General features: G+C 72.2%; 15 protein-coding genes. 9 read left to right on the forward strand and 6 right to left on the reverse strand.

Annotation, left to right across the window (positions count from 1 at the left end; translation table 11 throughout):
• Positions 1–68 precede the first annotated feature (68 nt).
• Entirely contained in the window at positions 69–1,460 is a 1,392-nt protein-coding gene (locus M8I34_RS22270) for an MFS transporter (protein WP_250051653.1), read from the reverse strand.
• A 219-nt stretch (positions 1,461–1,679) separates the two neighbouring features.
• On the opposite strand from M8I34_RS22270, the gene M8I34_RS22275 reads away from it, so the two are divergent.
• Positions 1,680–2,939, forward strand: a complete 1,260-nt coding sequence (locus tag M8I34_RS22275) for a type ISP restriction/modification enzyme (RefSeq protein WP_250051654.1) — start codon at positions 1,680–1,682, stop codon at positions 2,937–2,939.
• A 308-nt stretch (positions 2,940–3,247) separates the two neighbouring features.
• Here the strand turns inward: M8I34_RS22275 and M8I34_RS22280 are convergent, their stop codons facing one another.
• The 3 genes from M8I34_RS22280 to M8I34_RS22290 all read right to left on the reverse strand — a co-directional run bounded on the left by M8I34_RS22280 (position 3,248) and on the right by M8I34_RS22290 (position 5,543).
• The gene (locus M8I34_RS22280) at positions 3,248–3,511 is read right to left on the reverse strand and encodes a hypothetical protein (protein ID WP_244415760.1); all 264 of its coding nucleotides are present in this window, start codon (positions 3,509–3,511) and stop codon (positions 3,248–3,250) included.
• 271 nt (positions 3,512–3,782) lie between these two features.
• On the reverse strand, positions 3,783–4,589 hold the full coding sequence (locus M8I34_RS22285) for an SGNH/GDSL hydrolase family protein (RefSeq protein WP_250051656.1): 807 nt from the start codon (positions 4,587–4,589) through the stop codon (positions 3,783–3,785).
• A gap of 243 nt (positions 4,590–4,832) precedes the next feature.
• Positions 4,833–5,543, reverse strand: coding sequence for a YoaK family protein (locus M8I34_RS22290; protein ID WP_250051658.1), 711 nt, complete (start codon positions 5,541–5,543; stop codon positions 4,833–4,835).
• 227 nt (positions 5,544–5,770) lie between these two features.
• On the opposite strand from M8I34_RS22290, the gene M8I34_RS22295 reads away from it, so the two are divergent.
• The 6 genes from M8I34_RS22295 to M8I34_RS22320 all read left to right on the forward strand — a co-directional run bounded on the left by M8I34_RS22295 (position 5,771) and on the right by M8I34_RS22320 (position 14,010).
• Positions 5,771–6,196, forward strand: coding sequence for a hypothetical protein (locus M8I34_RS22295; protein ID WP_250051660.1), 426 nt, complete (start codon positions 5,771–5,773; stop codon positions 6,194–6,196).
• A gap of 1 nt (position 6,197) precedes the next feature.
• Positions 6,198–7,292: a GNAT family N-acetyltransferase gene (locus M8I34_RS22300; RefSeq protein ID WP_250051662.1), complete on the forward strand. Its 1,095-nt coding sequence runs from the start codon at positions 6,198–6,200 to the stop codon at positions 7,290–7,292.
• A 477-nt stretch (positions 7,293–7,769) separates the two neighbouring features.
• Entirely contained in the window at positions 7,770–8,585 is an 816-nt protein-coding gene (locus tag M8I34_RS22305; RefSeq protein ID WP_250051664.1) for a glycosyltransferase family 2 protein, read from the forward strand.
• Positions 8,582–9,670, forward strand: coding sequence for a glycosyltransferase family 2 protein (locus M8I34_RS22310; RefSeq protein ID WP_250051666.1), 1,089 nt, complete (start codon positions 8,582–8,584; stop codon positions 9,668–9,670). The genes M8I34_RS22305 and M8I34_RS22310 overlap by 4 nt, the downstream gene beginning before the upstream one ends.
• Positions 9,667–10,470: a polysaccharide deacetylase family protein gene (locus tag M8I34_RS22315; protein WP_250051668.1), complete on the forward strand. Its 804-nt coding sequence runs from the start codon at positions 9,667–9,669 to the stop codon at positions 10,468–10,470. The genes M8I34_RS22310 and M8I34_RS22315 overlap by 4 nt, the downstream gene beginning before the upstream one ends.
• A gap of 45 nt (positions 10,471–10,515) precedes the next feature.
• Complete coding sequence (locus M8I34_RS22320) at positions 10,516–14,010, forward strand: lipopolysaccharide biosynthesis protein (protein ID WP_374210969.1); 3,495 nt, start codon at positions 10,516–10,518, stop codon at positions 14,008–14,010.
• A 110-nt stretch (positions 14,011–14,120) separates the two neighbouring features.
• On the opposite strand, the gene M8I34_RS22325 is transcribed toward M8I34_RS22320, so the two are convergent.
• Positions 14,121–15,467 (reverse strand): xylan 1,4-beta-xylosidase, encoded by a 1,347-nt coding sequence (locus M8I34_RS22325; RefSeq protein WP_250051670.1) that lies wholly within the window; start codon positions 15,465–15,467, stop codon positions 14,121–14,123.
• Positions 15,468–15,594: 127 nt separating this feature from the next.
• Here M8I34_RS22325 and M8I34_RS22330 point away from each other — a divergent pair, with 127 nt between their 5' ends.
• A complete protein-coding gene (locus M8I34_RS22330) occupies positions 15,595–16,707 on the forward strand; it encodes a DUF5925 domain-containing protein (protein ID WP_250051672.1) in 1,113 nt (370 codons plus the stop codon).
• A gap of 194 nt (positions 16,708–16,901) precedes the next feature.
• Positions 16,902–17,198 carry a hypothetical protein gene (locus M8I34_RS22335; protein WP_244415750.1) on the forward strand — a complete coding sequence of 99 codons (297 nt, stop codon included), beginning with the start codon at positions 16,902–16,904 and terminating at the stop codon, positions 17,196–17,198.
• A gap of 113 nt (positions 17,199–17,311) precedes the next feature.
• On the opposite strand, the gene M8I34_RS22340 is transcribed toward M8I34_RS22335, so the two are convergent.
• Positions 17,312–18,274, reverse strand: coding sequence for a pirin family protein (locus tag M8I34_RS22340; RefSeq protein WP_244415749.1), 963 nt, complete (start codon positions 18,272–18,274; stop codon positions 17,312–17,314).
• Between the last annotated feature and the right edge of the window lie 17 nt (positions 18,275–18,291).

Raw genomic sequence — 18,291 nt, forward strand, 5'->3', positions numbered from 1 at the left:
CAGCGGACCCGCCCGCCGCAGGCGCAACGGCGAACAACCACCACGGCGGGCCAGACAAAAACGTGGGCTCAAATCCTCTCAAGGCTGCGGCCCGTACTGCGTGGCCCCAACAGCGCCACGTCCAGGCACAGCAGCAGCATCAGCGCCGCCGAGCCGGTGAAGACCGCGGGCGCTCCGAGGTCGTTCAGCACGGTCAGTGCGACGAACGGCAGCAGGACCGAGGTGAGCCGGGACAGCGAGTAGGCGATGCCGATCGCGCTGCTGCGCAGGCCGGTCGGGAAGATCTCGGTCTGGTAGACGTGGAACGCGTTGGAGAAGACATTGCTGCACACCGTCAGCAGGAAGCCGAAGGTGACGACGGCCCAGGTGGCGTCGGCGAACCCGAAGGCCAGACCGCAGCCGGCGATACCGAGCGCCGAGGCGATGATCAGCGTCCGGCGCTCGATCCGGTCGATGAGCGGGACGGACAGCGCGGAGCCGATCGGATAGCCGCAGAAGCTCAGCGCCGCGTACAGCAGCGACTCGGTGACGGTGTGGCCCTTCGCGGTGAGCACCACCGGCGCCAGCGACCCGAAGCCGTAGTAGCCGACGGTCTGGAGCACCTGGAAGATCCACCACATGACGGTGCGCCGCCGCTGGTCGCCCCGGAACATGTCGGCCAGCGGCACCTTCCGCTCCGGGACGGTCTCCGCCTCCGGTACGGACGGCAGGCTGCCGCCGCTCTCCCGGGCCACCCGCTCCTCCAGCCCGGCCACGATCCGTTCGGCCTCCTCACCGCGCCCCCGTACCGTCAACCACCGTGGTGATTCCGGCAGTTGGCGGCGCATGAGCTGGATGAACGCGGCACCCAGCGCACCGGCCACCAGCAGCCAGCGCCAGCCCTCGATGCCCAGCAGCCGCTGCTCGGCCACCAGCCGGGCGCCGAGCAGCGCGGCGACCGGAACGCCGAGGAACCCGAAGGTGTAGGCATAGGCGATATAGCGACCGCGCACCGCCCGGGGCAGGAACTCCGCGAGATAGGTGTCCACCAGCACGAGTTCGGCGCCGAGCCCGAGGCCGGACAGAAAGCGCAGTACCAGGAGCCAGGACAGGTCCGGGGCGAACGCGCACAGCAGCGAGAAGAACGAGTACGCCGCCAGGTTGATCATGAACATCCGGCGCCGTCCGAAGCGGTCGGCGAGCACCGACAGCACATTCGCCCCGACGAACATCCCGAGGAACCCGGCGGCGATCACCCAGGATTTCGCGGTGTGCCCGAGGTGCCACTGCTCGGCGAGGACCGCAGCCAGCACCCCGCCGAGGAAGATCTCGTAGAGGTCGAAGAAGGCGCCGAGGCCGACGATGAGGGTGATCCGGCGGTGCCACCGGGACGGCGGCAGCCGGTCCAGCCGCGCGGCGGCCCGGTGGCCGATGGGGGGTCCCCCGCGCCGTTCAGGCGTGGAGGAGGTGGTGTCCGTCATGGCGGTCCTCCCCTGAGCAGGTCCCGGCGCACAGGGCGGAGCCAGGTCCGCACCGCGTGGTCGGGCGTACGGCCAGGACCGTACTCCTTCAAGATCAGCAAGCGGAAGACCGCCTGCCCGCCCGCCCCGGACGGTGGACGGAACCTGCGGATTCGGTACGGGTGCGGGGCCGGTGGATACCATGCCGGGGTCAACCGAACGGTCCGGGAGGGGCTCCGCGTGACGGCGAAGCAGGACGCGCCACGGCTGTCCGATCTCATGCCGTGGTCCGTGGCGCCGCTGCGGCTCGGCCGTTCCTGGGTACTGGCGCCCGATCCGGCCACGCTGCGCGCCCGCTGGGCGGCGCTGGTGGACGCCGAGGACGCGGCGGCCCGCGAGCGGCTGTTCCGGCCGTCCCGCGCCCGGACCCTGCACTCCGCCGTCGGCCAGCTGCCGGGCCAGGCCACCCCCACCGAGCGGCTCCACCGGGCGAGCGGGCCGTGCCCCGAGCCGGTGCGGGTGGCGCACGGCCCCTTCGACCAGCAGTGGCTGCTGCCCGACCACCGGCTGATCGACGGGGCGCGGCCGGAGCTGTGGCGGGTGGCGGACGCACGGCAGCTGTTCGTCGTCGAGTGGGGGCAGGTGCCGCAGGTGCCCGGCCCCGCGGTGGTGTGCTCCACGCTGCTGCCCGACGGGCGTTCGCCGGCCGGCCGCCCCGGACGGATCCATCCGCTCTACCGGCGGCCCGGCGGACAGGAACCGAATCTCGCCCCGGGCCTGCTCGATCTGCTCGCCCGGCGCCTGGACCGCCCGGCAGGCCCGACGGATCTGCTCGCCTGGCTCGCCGTGAGCGCCCAGCACTCCCCCGACGGCTGCACGGTGCCGCTCACCGCCGCCCCGGAGTTCTGGGACCGCGGCGTCGCGCTCGGCGAGCGGCTGCTGTGGCTCGGCACCCGTGGCGCCTGCGCGCACGGGGCGGCGGGCGCCGGCGGCGGCGAACGGCCCCGGATGCCGGGCGGCCGCCGCCCGTACGTACGTTCCGCGCTCCCCGCCCGCGGGCTGCCCCAGGACTTCGGTTACGACCCGGAGGAGGAGGCGCTGCTGCTCGGCGGCGGCCGGATCTCACCGGTGCCGCGGGGCGCCTGGGACTTCCACGCGGGCGGCGTACGCGTCCTGGAGGCCTGGCTGGCCGAGCGCACCGGCGCCGCCGCGGCGGGGACGGAGGCGCCCGAGGCCGGTTCGCTGGCGGCGCTGCGCCCCGCGAACTGGCCGCAGGAGTGGACGTCGGAGCTGCTGGAGCTGATCACCGTACTGGCGCTGCTGGACGAACTGCGGCCGGAGTGCGAGGAGTTGCGGGAGCGGACGACGGACGGTCCGCAGCTGACGGCGGGCGAACTGCGCGCGGCCGGCATCCTCCCGGCGCCGGTCTCCGCGCACCGCCCGGCCTCCGTGCTCGACCATCACGAGGAGGGCCCGGAGGGGCAGTTCGCGCTGTTGTGAGGGCCCCGGTCCGTGCCGCGGCCCGTGTCCGCCCGGCGTCGTGCTCTCCACCGCTCAGGGCCGGCGGCGCGGCATCACGGACAAAAAAACCCACCCGTCGCGGAGCAACGGGTGGTGGGGAGTGGTGCACCGGCCGGGCGGGGACGAGGCCGGGCGAAGAGCGGGCGCCGCACGGCACCTCAGGGGCGAGGAACTCCGCCCCGGCGAGCACACCGACGAGCTGCCGGCGCCCTGGGCCTGACGAGCGATCGGACCGCAGTGCCGCGCCGGGACGGTGTGATCGCCCGAGATGCCGCTTCAGAAGCGGCTCAGCCGTGACCCCCGAACAGCGAGCGCCGCAGCCTGCGCAGCGGCGCGAACAGCGACACCCTGGCGCCGCGGCCGTTCCTCGTACGCGAATGATCACGCTTGGTGAGCTCACGCATCAGCAATGTCGCCCCCTCCGCCTCACGCTGTGGGATGGCGGGGCCACCCAGCACCGCGAGATGGCGGTCGAGACGCGCACTGGACGCACTGCTCCCGCAGTTGATGGCAGGGACTCGCGCCCTGCTACGCACTGTTATCTGTTCCATGACTCTCCCCACCCTACGAGGGCACCCGGCCCGGGCAGGGTAACCCTATCTCTCTTGGAGGACACGCGTGCAGACCGGTCAACGGATTCACCTGCCTCGCCTTGACGTTGACGAACACCATACGGAATGTCACGTACACCGCATGGACCAGGGCGAGTTGAGCGTCATCGGGCTTCGATGGAAGCCCTGCGGGACGTCTGACGGGCCGCCAGAGCCGCCGGGAAGAGAGCGGGATCTCACCGTCTCTCCCCGGTGCCCGGCGGGCGGATGATTACGCAGCGGAGGCGAACACCGGCAGATAGCCGCCGGACTGCCCGGTGGCGGTGGGGTGGTAGGACTCCAGGACGGGGAAGGTCACGCTGTGCAGCCAGGCGCTGCCGGAGCACAGCTCATGGCCGGTAAAGGTGGCATTGACATCGGCGAAGCGGAAGCCGTGGTCGGCCGCCCGCTTGGCGGTGACGCCGTTGATGTCGTCGGCCGCGGCGTTGATCGCGGCGCGGGACTTCTCGGAGAGGCCGGCGATACAGCTGCCGCCGAGCTTGTAGAAGTGGGGGTAGCCGACGACCACCACATGCGCGGCCGGGGCCTTCTGGGAGATGGCGTTGTACACCCCGTCGAGCTGACCGGGCAGGGTGTTGTCGATGTAGCTCCTGGCCTGGGCCACCCGGGACAGACAGGCGCTCTCGCCCTGGAGCGCACAGGTCGTCATGGTGTCGGCGAATCCTGCGTCGTTGCCGCCGATGGTGATGCTGACCAGGCCGGTGGAGCTGTTGAGGGGGGCGAGCTGACCGCTCAGGACGTCACCCGTTCGGGCGCCGGAGCAGGCGGTGAACTGGAAGGAGGAGGGGGAGTGCGCGGCCGCCCAGAGGGCCGGGTAGGCCTTGGAGCTGCGCTTGCAGGAGCCGCTGGCGCTGTCGTAGCTGCCGGCTCCGACACCGGAGGAGTAGGAGTCGCCGAGGGCCACATAGCCCGTGGCGGTGGGGAGTTGGGCGGACGCGGCGGCGCTCGCGCCGGCGAGCGCGAGCGCCGTGGTGACGAAGAAGGCGGACGTCAAGGCCGCAAACCGGGACAGTCTCATGGAACCTCCCTTAGCAGGATCTCTGCCACTTTTGTCGTACCAAAACTCGTCGGTAGCCGGAAGTGTCCATGCCAAAAGTTATGGGCGAGCCACGGTAAATGTGCCGTTCCGGGGGGTTGCTCACCGCGCGTTCCTGCTCCGGTGTGCAGGGCGGCGACGGCTGTCACGGCCGAAGCGGGGCGGCCTGATCGGGCCCCTGCGGTGGGGCGCGATCTTGACACCTGCGGGCAGTCGGCCGACACGTCAGCCCTCGGTGGTGCGCCGGCGGCGGGCGAGGCCGGGCACGAGGAAGGCGGTGGCCGCGATGAACGCGGCCACCAGCAGGAGCACCAGTGCCGGACGGGTCCCCAGGCCGAGCAGCCCGGCACCGAGGAGACCGCCGGCGAACAGCCCGGCGACCGAGAACAGCCGGCGGCCCCCGGCGTGACTGCCGTACCCCAGTCTCTTGTCGCGCCCCAGTGGTGACCCGCTCACCAGGGCCGTCATCGCCCGGGTCTCCACCGTCGTCGTGAGGTCGGGCACGGCGGCCCGTATGGCGGTGACATTGCGCATGCCCATCGCCACCGCCATCAGCCCGATGGCGGCACAGCGCCGGCCCGGCGGCAGGCCGCGGGACGGCCCCGACTCCCAGGCGGCCGCCGCGGCGGCGACCAACAGCGCCGCCTCCGTGGTCAGCGCGACCGGGAACCACTGGTGGTGCCGTGCGGCCAGCGCCGATTCCAGCCGGGCCCCCAGCGCCGCGCCCACCGCAAAGGCGCCGAGCGACACCGCCGTCGCCAGGACCGGCCGCCCGCCCTGCCCGGCGATCCCGAAGCCGAGGAAGAGCAGATTGCCGGTCTGGTTGGCGGTGAAGACCTGACCGAGCGCCAGAAAGCTGACGGCGTCGAGCACTCCGGTGGCCACGGTCAGACCTACCATGATCACCGTCAGGGCAGTTCCGCTCGGCGGCTCCACGGACGCGGCTCCTTCCAGCGCTGTCACCCCGCCTCCCGGCACGTCCTCCCAGTCTCCGGACGGCCGGCCCGCACAGCCGCCATTGCGCCGTCCGAGGGCGGCCCGCCAGAGCCCCGCCCCGTGCCCGGTTGCGTAGGTTTCCGGTCTTCTTCGTGTCTTGACGGTGCTCCGAGCGTTGCGCGACATTGAGGCCCGGCATCCGGCGCTTATGGGGGGCAAAGCTGCCAATGCACACCAAGACCATCGCTCACGACGGCTCGTACGATCAGCCACCACCCGACGAACGGCCGACGAGCGCCACCGTGTCGCTGGTCGCGGGGGTGGCGGCCGGCATCGGTGCCATGGGAGCCGTCCTCGCGCTCGCCGGCATCGGCTCGCCGCTCCGTGCGCCGTTCACCCTCTTCTTCCTTCTGATGGCGCCGGCCGGTGCGCTCGCCGTGGTGCTCGGCCGGATGGATCCGCTCGGCCGCGCGGTCGCCGCCGGGGCCGGCGCGCTGGCCGTCGATCTGCTGGTGGCACAGACCATGCTCGCGCTGCATCTGTGGTCGCTGCGCGGCGGTGTTCTCGCCGTGGCGGCGCTCAGCGGCGCCCTGTTGCTGGTCGGTGCGGTGCGGCGGCGGGCCCGCCGGGCGCCGGGAAGCCGGGCGGACTGATATGGACGTGGCGGTGTACCGCCCCGGTGAACTGACCGGGGCCGACCGGAGCGCCTGGACCGCCCTCCAGTCCCGGGCACGCTCCCTGGGGGCGCCGCAGCTGGCGAACCCCTTCCTCTCCCCCGAGTTCACGCTGGCCGTCGGCCACTGCCGCGGCGGGGTACGCATCGCGGTGCTCCACCAGGACGGCGGTCCTGCCGCGTTTCTGCCCTTCCAGCGCTCGGCGCTCGGCACCGGCCGGGCGATCGGTCTGGGCGTCTCGGATGCCCAGGGGCTGGTGCACCGGCCCGGGTTCCGGTGGGACGCCCAGGATCTGCTGCGGGCCTGCGGGCTGTCGGTGCTGGAGTTCGACCACCTGGTGGCCGGCCAGAGCCCCTTCGAGGCGGCCTCGTTCAGCGGTCACGCCTCGCCCGTCATCGAGGTGGACCAGGGCTTCGAGGCCTATCTGACGGGGCTGCGGGCGCGGTCGCCGAAGTTCACCCGGTCCACCCTCGCCAAGGAACGCAAGCTCGGCCGGGACGTCGGGCCGCTGCGCTATGTCCATGACGAGCGCGATCCGGCGGCGCTGCGGGAGCTCATGCGGTGGAAGTCCGCGCAGTACCGCAGGACGGGTCGCAGCGACCGCTTTGCCCAGCCCTGGATCGTCCGGCTCGCACAGCGGCTCTTCCACACCCGTACCGATTCCTTCGCGGGGCTGCTGTCGGTGCTGTACGCGGGCGAGCGGCCGGTCGCGGCGCACTTCGGGCTGCGTTCACCGTCCGTCCTCGCCTGCTGGTTCCCGGCCTACGACCCGCAGTTCGCGAAGTTCTCCCCCGGGCTGGTGCTGCATCTGCGGATGGCGCAGGCGGCGGCCGCGGACTCCCTGGACTATCTCGACCTGGGGCGCGGTGCGAAGGACTACAAGGACTCCCTCAAGACCCGTGAGCTCGTGGTGTCCGAGGGGTGGGTGATGCGGCGGCATCCCGTGGCGCTGGGGCATCGCGCGCGGCGTGCGCCGGTCCGTGCGCTGCGCAACGCGGTGCTGGCCAGGCCGGAGCTGTTCGCGCCCGCCGACCGCCTGCTCAAGCGGGTGGGCCGGATCCGGTCGGGGGGATGACTCATAACCGTCGCAAGCCCCCGGCGCCCGGGTTTTCGCAGCCTTCAAGACGGCGCAACGGGGCGTGCGCCGGTGCATCAATACGGGCGTGCCCCCATGTGCACCTGTCGGTTGCCGCAAAGGGTATTTGACGCCGGATGTCGTGCCCTACAGTCCCAGTCATCAATACCGACGCACATCCACCCGCACCGGACGATCATCGCAAGACGGCTCTTGGGGAGAGCGCGAGCGACACGATGAAGCGACCGGTGCGGTGCGCGGTGGGGGGGTCCCGTGCGCTCGGTCGTCGCCTGCTGATCACAGCTTGCCGATGACCGGAGCACGAGCCGCGCAGCCGGAAACCCGCATGCCTGCTCGCCCTGTTCGGACGGTGATCCCTGCCGTGCCGACCGGGGTGTGAACCCCCCTTTCGACCCGGATAACCACACGGACCGCCCGGGGGTGGGCGGTCCACCGGACGAGAGGGCAAGAAACCCGATGAGCTCGTTCCTTCGCCAGGCCGATGCGGAAGAACCGCCGCTGACGCTGCCGCCGGACCACTCCGTCTACCGTCCCGTCTCCTCGCATCTGGCCATCGCTCCGCCGGTCAGTGTCGTCATCCCGGCGATGAACGAGGCGGAGAATCTCCCGTACGTCTTCAAGACCCTGCCGGACTGGATCCATGAAGTGATCCTGGTCGACGGGAACTCCACCGATGACACGGTCCGGGTCGCCCGTGACCTGTGGCCGGGCGTCACGGTCGTACCGCAGCGCGGCAAGGGCAAGGGCGACGCCCTGATCAGCGGATTCGCGGCCTGCACCGGCGAGATCATCGTGATGATCGACGCGGACGGGTCGGCCGACGGCGGCGAGATCGTCAGCTATGTCTCGGCACTGGTGTCCGGGGCCGACTTCGCCAAGGGCTCGCGGTTCGCCAACGGCGGTGGCACGGACGATATGACGCCCGTCCGCAAGCTCGGCAACCGCGTACTGACCGCCGTCGTGAACACCAAGTTCGGCGCCCGCTACACCGACCTGTGCTACGGATACAACGCCTTCTGGCGGCACTGCCTGGACGAAATAGCCCTGGACTGCGCCGGGTTCGAGGTCGAGACGCTGATGAACATCCGGGTGGTCAAGGCCGGGCTGCGGGTGCAGGAGATCCCCAGCCACGAGTACAACCGCATCCACGGCGTCAGCAATCTGCGGGCGGTCCGGGACGGGCTGCGGGTGCTGAAGGTGATCCTGCGCGAGCGCGGCTCCAGAAGGAACCGGGCGGCGCGGCCCGCGCTGATCACCGGGAACGCCCGGTGAGCGCGGCGGGACCGGCGGCCGGCCCGGCGCCGCGGATCTCCGTCGTCATCTGTGTCCACACCGAGGACCGGTGGGACGACATCCTCGCCGCGGTGGCGTCGGTGGGCGACCAGTCCCATCCGGCCCATGAGCTGCTGCTCGTGGTGGACCATCACCCCGCGCTGCTCACCCGGCTCAGGGAGCACTTCAGGGGCGCTCACGCGGGCGCATCCGCTCCCGGTGCTCCCACAACTCCCCTGCTGATCATGGCCAATTCAGGACCCCGCGGACTGTCCGCGGGCCGCAACACCGGTATCGCGAGGGCCGACGGCGAGATCATCGCCTTTCTCGACGACGACGCGGTGGCCGAGCGGGACTGGCTGCGGCACTTCGCCGCGGCGTACGCGGACCCGGCGGTGATGGCGGTCGGCGGGCGCACCGAGCCGGTCTGGGCGTCCGGCCGCCGTCCGGTGTGGTTCCCCGAGGAGTTCGACTGGGTGGTGGGCTGTACGTACCGCGGTCTGCCGGCGGGGACGGTGCGGGTGCGCAATGTCCTGGGCGGCAATGCCTCCTTCCGCAGGGTGGCGTTCGACCTCGTCGGCGGGTTCGCCGTCGGCATCGGCCGGGATGCCGGCCGGCGCCCGCTGGGCTGCGAGGAGACCGAGCTGTGCATCCGGATCAGCCGTTCCCTGCCGGAGGCGGTCCTGCTGATCGACGACCGGTCGGTCATCCATCACCGGGTCCCGTACGAGCGGCAGCGGTTCGGCTACTTCCGCAGCCGGGCGTATGCCGAAGGCCTGTCCAAGGCGCTGGTGGCCCGCAGCGTCGGCGCGCGGGACGGGCTGGCGACCGAGCGGCGTTACACGACCCGGGTGCTGCCCGTGGGGGTGCTGCGCGGGGTACGGGACGCGCTGCTGCGCAGGCCGGGCGGCGCGGGCCGGGCGGGCGCGATCGTCGCCGGGGTGGCGGCCGCGGCGGGCGGTTATGTGTGGGGAACGGTACGGGCCCGCGGGAAGCGCACCCCCTTCGAGCCCCCGGTGGGCGGGGACCGCGCGGAGAGCGGGGCCGTGGGGGCGGTCCCGGCGCGCGAGGGGGCGGCGGCATGAGCGAACACCCGCCCGTGGTGCCGATTTTGATGTACCACGCGGTGACCGTGGCCCCCACACCCGCCGTACGGGAGCTGTCCGTGCCGCCCGAGGCCTTCGCCGCGCAGCTCGCGGTGCTGGCCGACGGCGGCTTCACCCCGCTGACCACCGCCGCGCTCGCGGCGGCCTGGCGGGGCGGCCGTCCGCTGCCGGCCAAGCCGGTGCTGATCACCTTCGACGACGGCTATGAAGGCGTGTACCGGCATGCGCTGCCCGCGCTCGCCCGGCACGGCTTCCCCGCCACCCTCTTCGTGTCGACCGGGTGGCTGCGCGGCCCGTACGACACCGGGGGCGCCCTGGACACCATGCTCGACTGGGACCAGGTACGGAAACTGGCCGCGGCCGGTGTGGAGATCGGCGGGCACAGCCACAGCCATCCGCAGCTGGACGGCCTCGGTGACGCACGGCTGCGGCACGAGGTGCTGCGCTGCAAGGAGATCATCACCGAGCAGGTCGGGGCGCCGCCGGAGTCCTTCGCCTACCCCTACGGCTACTCCAGCCGGCGGGTGCGGCAGACGGTGCGCGGTCTGGGGTTCCGGCAGGCACTCGCGGTGGGCAACGCGCTCGCGGCCCGCTGTCAGGGGCCCTATGCCCTGGCGCGGCTGACGGTGCGGCGCCGTACGGACACCGAGGAGTTCGCCCGGATCGTCGAGGGCCGCAGTCTGGTCCGCGCCTTCGCCCGGGACCGGGTGCTCACCAAGGGATACGCCGTGGTCCGCAGAGCGCGGCAGGCGGTACGGCTGTGCACACCGGGCCGCTGAGCACACCGCGGCACGCCCGCGGCACAAGAAAGGGCAACCGAGCCGGTGTCTGACACCACCACCAGGACCGAGGAGCACACCGAACCGGAGCCACGGGGAGGCGGCGGCCCGGGACCGCGCCTCCCGGGGCGGGGCGGCGGAAGTCCGCTGTTCCGCAACGCCTATGCGCTGATGCTCAACACCGGCGTCTCCGGGCTGCTCGGCCTGGGGTTCTGGCTGGTCGCGGCCCGTTACTACACGGAGTCCGCGGTCGGCCAGGGCTCGGCGGCCATCGCCGCGATGAAGCTGCTGGCCGGACTGACCGCGGTGACCCTGACCGGTGCGCTGGCCCGCTTCATCCCGGTCGCCGGGCGGAACACCGGCCGGCTGGTGCTGCGGACCTACGCGGGCAGTTCGGTCGTGGTGGCCGTCGCCGCGGCCGTCTTTCTGCTCACCCTCGACCTCTGGGGGCCCTCCTACCGCTTTCTGCACGGCACGCTGAACGGCCTGGGCTTTCTGCTGGCCGTGGTCGCCTGGTCGTTGCTCACCCTTCAGGACGGGGTGCTGACCGGGCTGCGCAGTGCGCTGTGGGTGCCGGTGGGCAACCTCGCCTTCTCCGCGGTGAAGCTGGGGCTGCTGGGGGTGTTCGCCGTCGCGGTCCCCACGGCCGGGGTCTTCGTCTCCTGGGCCGCGGCGATCGCGGTGTCGGTGATTCCGCTGGGCTGGCTGGTGTTCCGGCGGCTGGTCCCCCGGCACGTCCGGGCCACGCAGCGGGCCGCCCGGCCGCCGTCGCTCAAGGAGATGGGCCGGTTCCTGGCCGGGGACTACACCGGGTCGCTGTTCTCGCTGGCCGTGGTCTACCTCGTCCCCGTACTGGTCGCCTCGCAGGTCAGCGCGGCGGACAACGCGTACTTCTACATCACCACCACCATCGGCGGCACGGTCAATCTGCTCGCCCTCAACATGGGCGCCTCGCTGACCGTCGAGGGGGCGCACGATCCGGCCCAGCTGGCGCACCACACCCGGGCCGCGCTCCTGCGGATGGCCCGCATCATGCTCCCGGTCTGTCTCGTCCTGTTCCTCGGCGCGCCCTACCTCCTGGAGATCTTCGGCCCGGGGTACGCGGAGGCGGCGACGCCGCTGCTGCGCTGGTTCGCGGTGGGGGCCGTGCTGCGGGTCGTGATGGAGGTCCACTTCGCGGTGCTGCGCGCCCAGAGCCGTACGTCCGGACTGGCCGCCCTCCAGGGCCTGTTGTGTGTGCTGGTGCTCGGGCTGACACTGGTGCTGCTGCCGCGGATGGGGCTGACCGGAGCCGGCGTCGCCGAGATCTCCAGCCTGGCGGTGATCGTCGCGATCGCGGGCGTCCGGCTGAGCCGGGTGCTGCGCGGGGCGGTGTCCGGGCCGCGCCCGCGGACACCGGCGGGCGGGAGCGCGCCCGACGGGGATCTGGCGGATCTGGCCGTCCACGGTGACCTGGGGGATGCGGTGCGGGTGTACGCGACGGAGCGTGAGCCGGCCACCGCGGCGGAGCCCCGTTCCCTGCTCCGGCGCGGATCGCCGCTCCTCACGCGGCTGCGGAGCCGCCCCGACCTCGCCGTCTGGGCGCTGCTGGCCACCGCGCTCGCCCTGTTCTGGCTGCCGCTGCGCGGCATGGGCGACACCGCCCTGGACCGGATGAGCGGGCTCGGGCTGATCTCGGTGCTGCCCGCGGCGACGCTCGTCGGGGTCGTCCTGCTGGTGGCGGCGTTCGGCGCGGCGCTGTGGCTCTCCCGGCCGCGGCGGGTGCTGCTCACCGCCGTGCTGCTGCTGACAGTCGTGGCGCTGCATGCGCTGCCGGCCGTACTGGAGACCGAGCCGCGCTTCCCGACGGCCTGGCAGCATCTGGGTTTCCTGGAGTACCTCGGCAGAACCGGCACCGCGGTACCGGACCTGGACGCCCGCTGGAGCTGGCCGGGCTTCTTCGCCGGGGTGCAGTTCGTGGCCGGGGCCTGCGGGGTCACCGACCTCACCGAGGTGCTCCGCTGGTGGCCGACGGCCGTACAACTCCTCGCTCTGGCACCGCTCTTCCTGCTGCTGAAGGCGGTGCGGGCGAGCTGGCGGGCGAAGTGGTGCGCGGCCTGGCTGTTCGCGCTGTGCGGCTGGGTCGGCCAGGACTACTTCTCCCCGCAGGGGTTCACCTACCTCCTCTACCTCGCGTTCGTGGCGATCCTGCTGGTGTGGTTCCGCGACCCCCGGCCGACGTGGGGTCTTCGCAGGCCCGGCGAGGCGGAGGTACGGCCGGCCGGCCGCGGCCAGCTGGTGACGCTGCTCGGCGTGCTGATCGCACTGTTCGTGGCGTCGGTGGCGGGCCATCAGCTCACCCCGTTCGTGATGCTCGGGGTGCTGACCGTTCTGGTGCTCGCCCGCCGCACCAGCCTCTACGGCCTGCCGCTGCTGTGCGGCGTGCTGGTCGCGGCCTGGGTGGGGTTCCTGGCCGAGCCGTACTGGTCCGGCCACTTCGACGAGCTCTTCGGCGGGCTCGGCGGCATCGGCGGCAATGTCTCCTCGTCCGTCACGGACCGGATCGGCGGCGACCCCACGCACCGGCTGGTGCTCTACACCCGGGTCGCGCTGGCGGGCGGGGTGCTGGCGCTGGCCTGCTGGGGCGTGCTGCGGCGGCGGGCGGCGGGCTTCACGGAACGCGCCCTGCCGGTGCTGGCCTTCGTCCCCTTCCTGGCGTTCGGTATGCAGTCCTACGGCGGCGAAATGGGGCTGCGGGTCTTTCTGTTCGCGCTGCCGGGTGCCGGTGTGCTGGCGGCGCTGGCCTTGTTCCCGCGCGATACGGGAGCCCGGCGCGGTCTCGGCCCGCTCGCCGCGCTGCTGACCGGTCTGATCCTGGCCGTCGGGTTCCTGGTGGCCCGCTGGGGCAACGAGCCGTTCGAGCGGATCAGACCGGGCGAGGTCGCGGCGATGGAGTACGTCTACGCGCACGACCGGCCGACGGTGCGGCTGCTGTGGCTGAGCAGCGACCCCGTCAACAACGTCACCCCGGCGATGCCCTGGGGCGCGAAGGACATGGAGCGGGTGCAGTACGAACCGGCCCTGGCGCCGCGCGATCCGGACCGGGTCGGCCCGGTCGTCACCGCCCTGCGGGACGCGGGGCCGCAGTCGTACCTCATCGTCAACCACGACCAGTCGGAGTCGCTGCGGCTGGACTCCGGATACCGCAAGGACTGGGAAGCGCGGCTGCGCACCGCCCTGGACGGGCGCCCCGAGCTGCGGCGGGTGCTGTCCAACCGGCATGCGGCGGTCTACGAGCTGACGCGGCGCCCGGCGGGCGAGGTCCCGCAGCCCCGGCCCGGCCGGCCCGGTCCGCAGGTGACCTGGACCCCGTGGTCGGTGCTCGGTGCGCTGGCCGCGCTCGCGCTGGTCGTGGTGCTGGCGGCGCGCGAGGTGCTCCGGGTCGCGGTCGCACCGAGCGTGCGCCAACTGCACTGGATCCAAGGGCTGTTCTGGTTCTCACTGCCGCTGCTGCTGGTGTTCCTGGCGGCGCTGGTGCAGCGGTTCATGACGATGTCGTGAGGGACGGCCGGCGGGACGGGGCGTCCTCGGGGAGCGTTCCGGCCTTCAGAAGCGGCGCCGAAGCGCCACCGAACCGGTGCACAACGACTCAGAGGTGGTTCCCGCACGCCTCACCTGCGGTCGATCCACCGCACCGCGTACCCGTCGAGCGTGACCTCCTTCCCGTCCACCGTCACCACGGCCCGACGGTCCCTGGTGTTGACCAGCAGCGCGGTCCGGTCGTCGGCCAGCCCCCGGACCTTCGTCCCGCCGGTGTCGAGGTCATGCGGCCGGTCCCCGGGCGGAAAGGCACCGGAGAACCGGGACAGCAGGTCCATCATCGGCAGCTGCCGTCCGCCGTCGTCGAGTTCGGTGCTGGTCCACAGGCATCCGGGGCAGTCGGCCCCCTCGTTCTCCGGGTTCCAGTAGAACCCGCTGGTGGCGCCGCCGGCCGCCATCTCGATCAGGGCGGTGGCCTGCGCGGCGGTGCGCCGGCGCTCGCTCCAGCCGGCCCGGTCGTCGTTCCCGTCCGCGATCTCGACGTACCACTCCGCCCACCACAGCGGCAGCCCGGTCTCCTTGCGCAGCCACCGCCCCACATCGGCGAACTTCCGGGCGGCGGCGAACGGGTCGGGAGCGTAGCGGTCGTCCTTGCTGTAGCTGGAGCCGTCGACGACCAGGAAATCCGCGCCCGTCTTGTGCCGGTTCCAGTACGTGAGGGCGTCGAGGGTGCGCCGGTCGATGCTCCCCCAGGGGCCCTTGAGGTCGGAGGCGTAGGTGTCGTCGCCCGGGACGTAACTGTCCATCACCAGATAGGGCCCGCCCACCTGATTGGCGCTGTTCACCTTCTTCAGCGCACGGCGGACGAGGTTGTACAGGCGGGTGTATCCCTCGTAATTCCAGCGGCCTTTGGCATCGTCGAAGAATCCCTTGAATTCATTCCAGACGACGAAGTGCCGGACGTCCGGATAGCGCTCGGCGACCTTTGCGGCGAGGGCGGCGAAGTCCGCGTAATGCGCCGGGTCGGGCGCCTTTTCCAGTGTGCTCCAGTCGGTGTGGCCGGCCTTGCCGCCCTTCATCCAGTCCGGTGCGCCGCACAGGGTCAGGACGGGCGTGCCGCCGGTCCGCCGGATCAGTGCGAGGCGGCGGTCCAGGTCGGCGAAGTCATAGCGGCCCGGACTCGGTTCGGGGTTGTCCGCGCCCCAGCCCATCAGATGCTGGTTCTGCGGCATCGGGTGGGCGGCCAGCAGCCGGGCGGCCCGTGCGGTGGACGTGTCGGTGCCGCGGTCCGCGCTGAACTGGGTGTGGGTGAACCCCCAGCCGACGGCCGGACCCGCGGTACGCGGCCGCGCCGGCCGCTTCGCGTCCCCGCCCTCGTCGCCCGGAAGGGAGCACAGCGCCAGCACTATCGCCAGCACCGCCACCCCGGCCGCAATCGCAAGGACCCGGCCCTGACGTTCCCCACCATGACGTCGCACATTGGGCAGATTAGCGAGCGAAGGAACCGTTACGCCCGGCTTTCTGGGTAACAGTTCTGTTCTGGTACAGGGAAAACGCCGGGATAATCCGTGTACGCGACGGGCCACTGTGACAGATCATGGCGGCATGTGTGCCGATCACGTCCAGCCGACCGCCGCCGAGGAGTCCCTTCCGCTCCGGCTGACCATGGACGACAGCGATTCGCCCTCCGATGTCGTCGATGCGCTCTTCCTGGGGCGGTTCGCCAAGGGCGAGCAGCCGTACGCCCGCAGCCGGTCCCTGGACCGGGTGAAGTCGGGTCTGACGCTGCTGCCGGCGGGCGCACGGATCCTGCGCTCGGCGAAGGACGAGGACCGCAGCGCCACGCTCGCCGAGGGCGACGGTTTCACCGTGCTGGTCTCGCGCTGGAACCGCGGCGCCGATGTGACGGTCACCGCCGTCACCGACGCCCTCGCCGAGAAGGTGCTGGCACAGGCCGCGGACGGGGCGCAGGACGAACCGGAGCCGCAGCCGGAGAACGTCCCGATGGGCTTTTGGTACTTCTCCCCGCGCCGCGGACCGCACCGTACGTCCCGCCAGATCTCGGCCGGCACCTGGGAGGAGATCCGGCCCAACTACACCGCTCCGGTGGCCGATGCGATGGACCGGCTGATGAAGGTGGCGCCCGAGGAGATCGCCGGCCGGCTGCTGTTGCTGCACGGCCCGCCCGGTACGGGCAAGACCTCCGCGCTGCGCACGCTCGCCCGCTCCTGGCGCGACTGGTGCCAGGTGGACTGTGTGCTGGACCCGGAGCGGCTGTTCAACGACGTCGGCTATCTGATGGACATCGCGATCGGCGAGGACGACAGCACCGGCAAGGGCCGCTGGCGGCTGCTGCTCCTGGAGGACTGCGACGAACTGATCCGCGGCGAGGCCAAGCACGCCGCGGGCCAGGCGCTGTCACGGCTGCTCAATCTGACGGACGGGCTGCTGGGCCAGGGCCGTAACGTCCTGGTCGGCGTGACCACCAACGAGGATCTGGAGCGGATGCATCCGGCGGTGATCCGCCCCGGGCGCTGTCTGGCCCGTATCGAGGTCGGCCCGCTGAGCCGCGCGGAGGCCGTGCGGTGGCTCGGCACGGAAGCGGGCATCGGACGCGAGGGCGCCTCGCTCGCCGAACTGTATGCGCTGCGCCGCGGTATCCGGCCCACGTCGGTCCCGGCCCAGGACGCGGGAGCCGATGCCGGGCTGTACCTCTGACCGCGCCCCCGTGCCCCCGTGCCTCCGTGCCTCCGTGCCTCCGTGCCTCCGGCGATCCTGCGATCCTGCGAAGGGTGACCGCGCCATTGCCGCGTACCGCTGCCGCACCGCCGCACCGCGGTGCGGCGGCGGCTGCCCTCCGGCCGCGACGGGCGGCATGGCGTATCCCCCCGCGATCCGCGATCGTATGCGGCATGGAGTCCGATGAAACCGAGATGCGCGAAACGGTCCGCGAGCTGGCCGAGGCACTGGAGACGATGCTCAACCTGATCAGAGCCGATGCGCTTCCCACCACTCCCGAGGCGCACCGCCTCATGCGGAAGGCGATGACCTTCCTCGAGGAGTCGTCCCCCCGGATCACCGCCCCGAGCGGGCCCGGCGAGATCCTCCCCCTGGCCGCCGCCCTCAACAGGCTGATCATCTCGGGGCGGGAGCAGATCCTCGACGACGCCGTCGCCGCCTCCCCCGTACCCGACCATCCGGACCTGTGAACGGTCCGCGCAGCTCAACGGTCCGCACCGGCCCCGGAACGAACGGATGCCGCCCTGGATCCCCGGGGTCACCGGGGTCACCGGGGTCACCGGGTCACCGGTCTCTCCGCAGGTCAGCGCGCCCTTCCCCGCGCCTTCAGCGGCACCGGAGGCAGTTCCGGAGCGGGCAGCGGTCCCCCGTCGTACCCCTTCACCTGGCCGAAGCGCTCCCCCGCCGTCCAGTCCGCACGCGCCTCCTCGATCTCCTCCTGTGACCGCCCCACGAAGTTCCACCACATGACGATCTTCTCCTCGAAGGGCTCGCCGCCGAGCAGCATCAGGCTGCTGTCGGAATCGGCGCGCAGGGGCAGTTCGCTGCGTCCGCAGCCGAGGTAGAGGAGAGCGCCGGGGGCCAGGCGCACCCCGTCGACCTCGCTCTCGCCGGAGATGGTCAGCGCCGCGTACTCGAAGTCGGGGTCGACCGGCAGACGGGCGTCCGTACCGGCGGCGAGGGTGAGGTCGGCGCCGGCCAGCGGGGAGTAGGTGGTGCCGGGCGAGGTGGCACCGTCCAGTTCGCCGAGGATGACGGTGGCGGAGAGTCCGCCGCCGCCGGTGATCACCGGCAGGTCGGTGTGGTGCTCGAAGGCCGGGGCGGTGTCGCGGTGTTCTCCCGGGAGCGCCACCCACAGCTGGGCACCGTGCAGGAGCGGGCCATGGCCGGGCGGCGACTCCTCGGAGTGCGCGATCGCCCGGCCCGAGGTCATCAGGCCCAGCTCCCGCGGCCGTACGGACTGGAGGCTGCCGAGGCTGTCGCGGTGCAGCACCTCGCCCTCGCGCAGCCAGCTGACGGTCTGAAGGCCCATGTGCGGATGCGGCGGCACCTGCATCCCGGGCTCACTGGCGATGTCGTCGGGGCCGTAGTGGTCGACGAAACACCAGGCGCCGACCATCCGCCGGCCGAGGTTCGGCAGCAGTCTGCGGACGACGGTGCTCTCGCCGAGCGGTACCTGTTTGCCGGGCTGTACATCGCGGACCGGGCCCGTACGGCCGTTACCGCCGCACGGATGGGGCGCGGGTCTGAGTTCGAGGTTGCTCATGGCGCCACGATAGGCAC

Source organism: Streptomyces sp. MCA2 (assembly GCF_023544705.1).
GTDB classification, from domain to species: domain Bacteria; phylum Actinomycetota; class Actinomycetes; order Streptomycetales; family Streptomycetaceae; genus Streptomyces; species Streptomyces decoyicus.

What these genes read in the sequence shown, in the direction of transcription:
- M8I34_RS22270 (WP_250051653.1), bottom strand. Translation starts at nt 1,460, where the DNA reads ATGACGGACACCACCTCCTCCACGCCTGAACGGCGCGGGGGACCCCCC.
- M8I34_RS22280 (WP_244415760.1), bottom strand. Translation starts at nt 3,511, where the DNA reads ATGGAACAGATAACAGTGCGTAGCAGGGCGCGAGTCCCTGCCATCAAC.
- M8I34_RS22285 (WP_250051656.1), bottom strand. Translation starts at nt 4,589, where the DNA reads ATGAGACTGTCCCGGTTTGCGGCCTTGACGTCCGCCTTCTTCGTCACC.
- M8I34_RS22295 (WP_250051660.1), top strand. Translation starts at nt 5,771, where the DNA reads ATGCACACCAAGACCATCGCTCACGACGGCTCGTACGATCAGCCACCA.
- M8I34_RS22300 (WP_250051662.1), top strand. Translation starts at nt 6,198, where the DNA reads ATGGACGTGGCGGTGTACCGCCCCGGTGAACTGACCGGGGCCGACCGG.
- M8I34_RS22305 (WP_250051664.1), top strand. Translation starts at nt 7,770, where the DNA reads ATGAGCTCGTTCCTTCGCCAGGCCGATGCGGAAGAACCGCCGCTGACG.
- M8I34_RS22315 (WP_250051668.1), top strand. Translation starts at nt 9,667, where the DNA reads ATGAGCGAACACCCGCCCGTGGTGCCGATTTTGATGTACCACGCGGTG.
- M8I34_RS22330 (WP_250051672.1), top strand. Translation starts at nt 15,595, where the DNA reads ATGTGTGCCGATCACGTCCAGCCGACCGCCGCCGAGGAGTCCCTTCCG.
- M8I34_RS22335 (WP_244415750.1), top strand. Translation starts at nt 16,902, where the DNA reads ATGGAGTCCGATGAAACCGAGATGCGCGAAACGGTCCGCGAGCTGGCC.
- M8I34_RS22340 (WP_244415749.1), bottom strand. Translation starts at nt 18,274, where the DNA reads ATGAGCAACCTCGAACTCAGACCCGCGCCCCATCCGTGCGGCGGTAAC.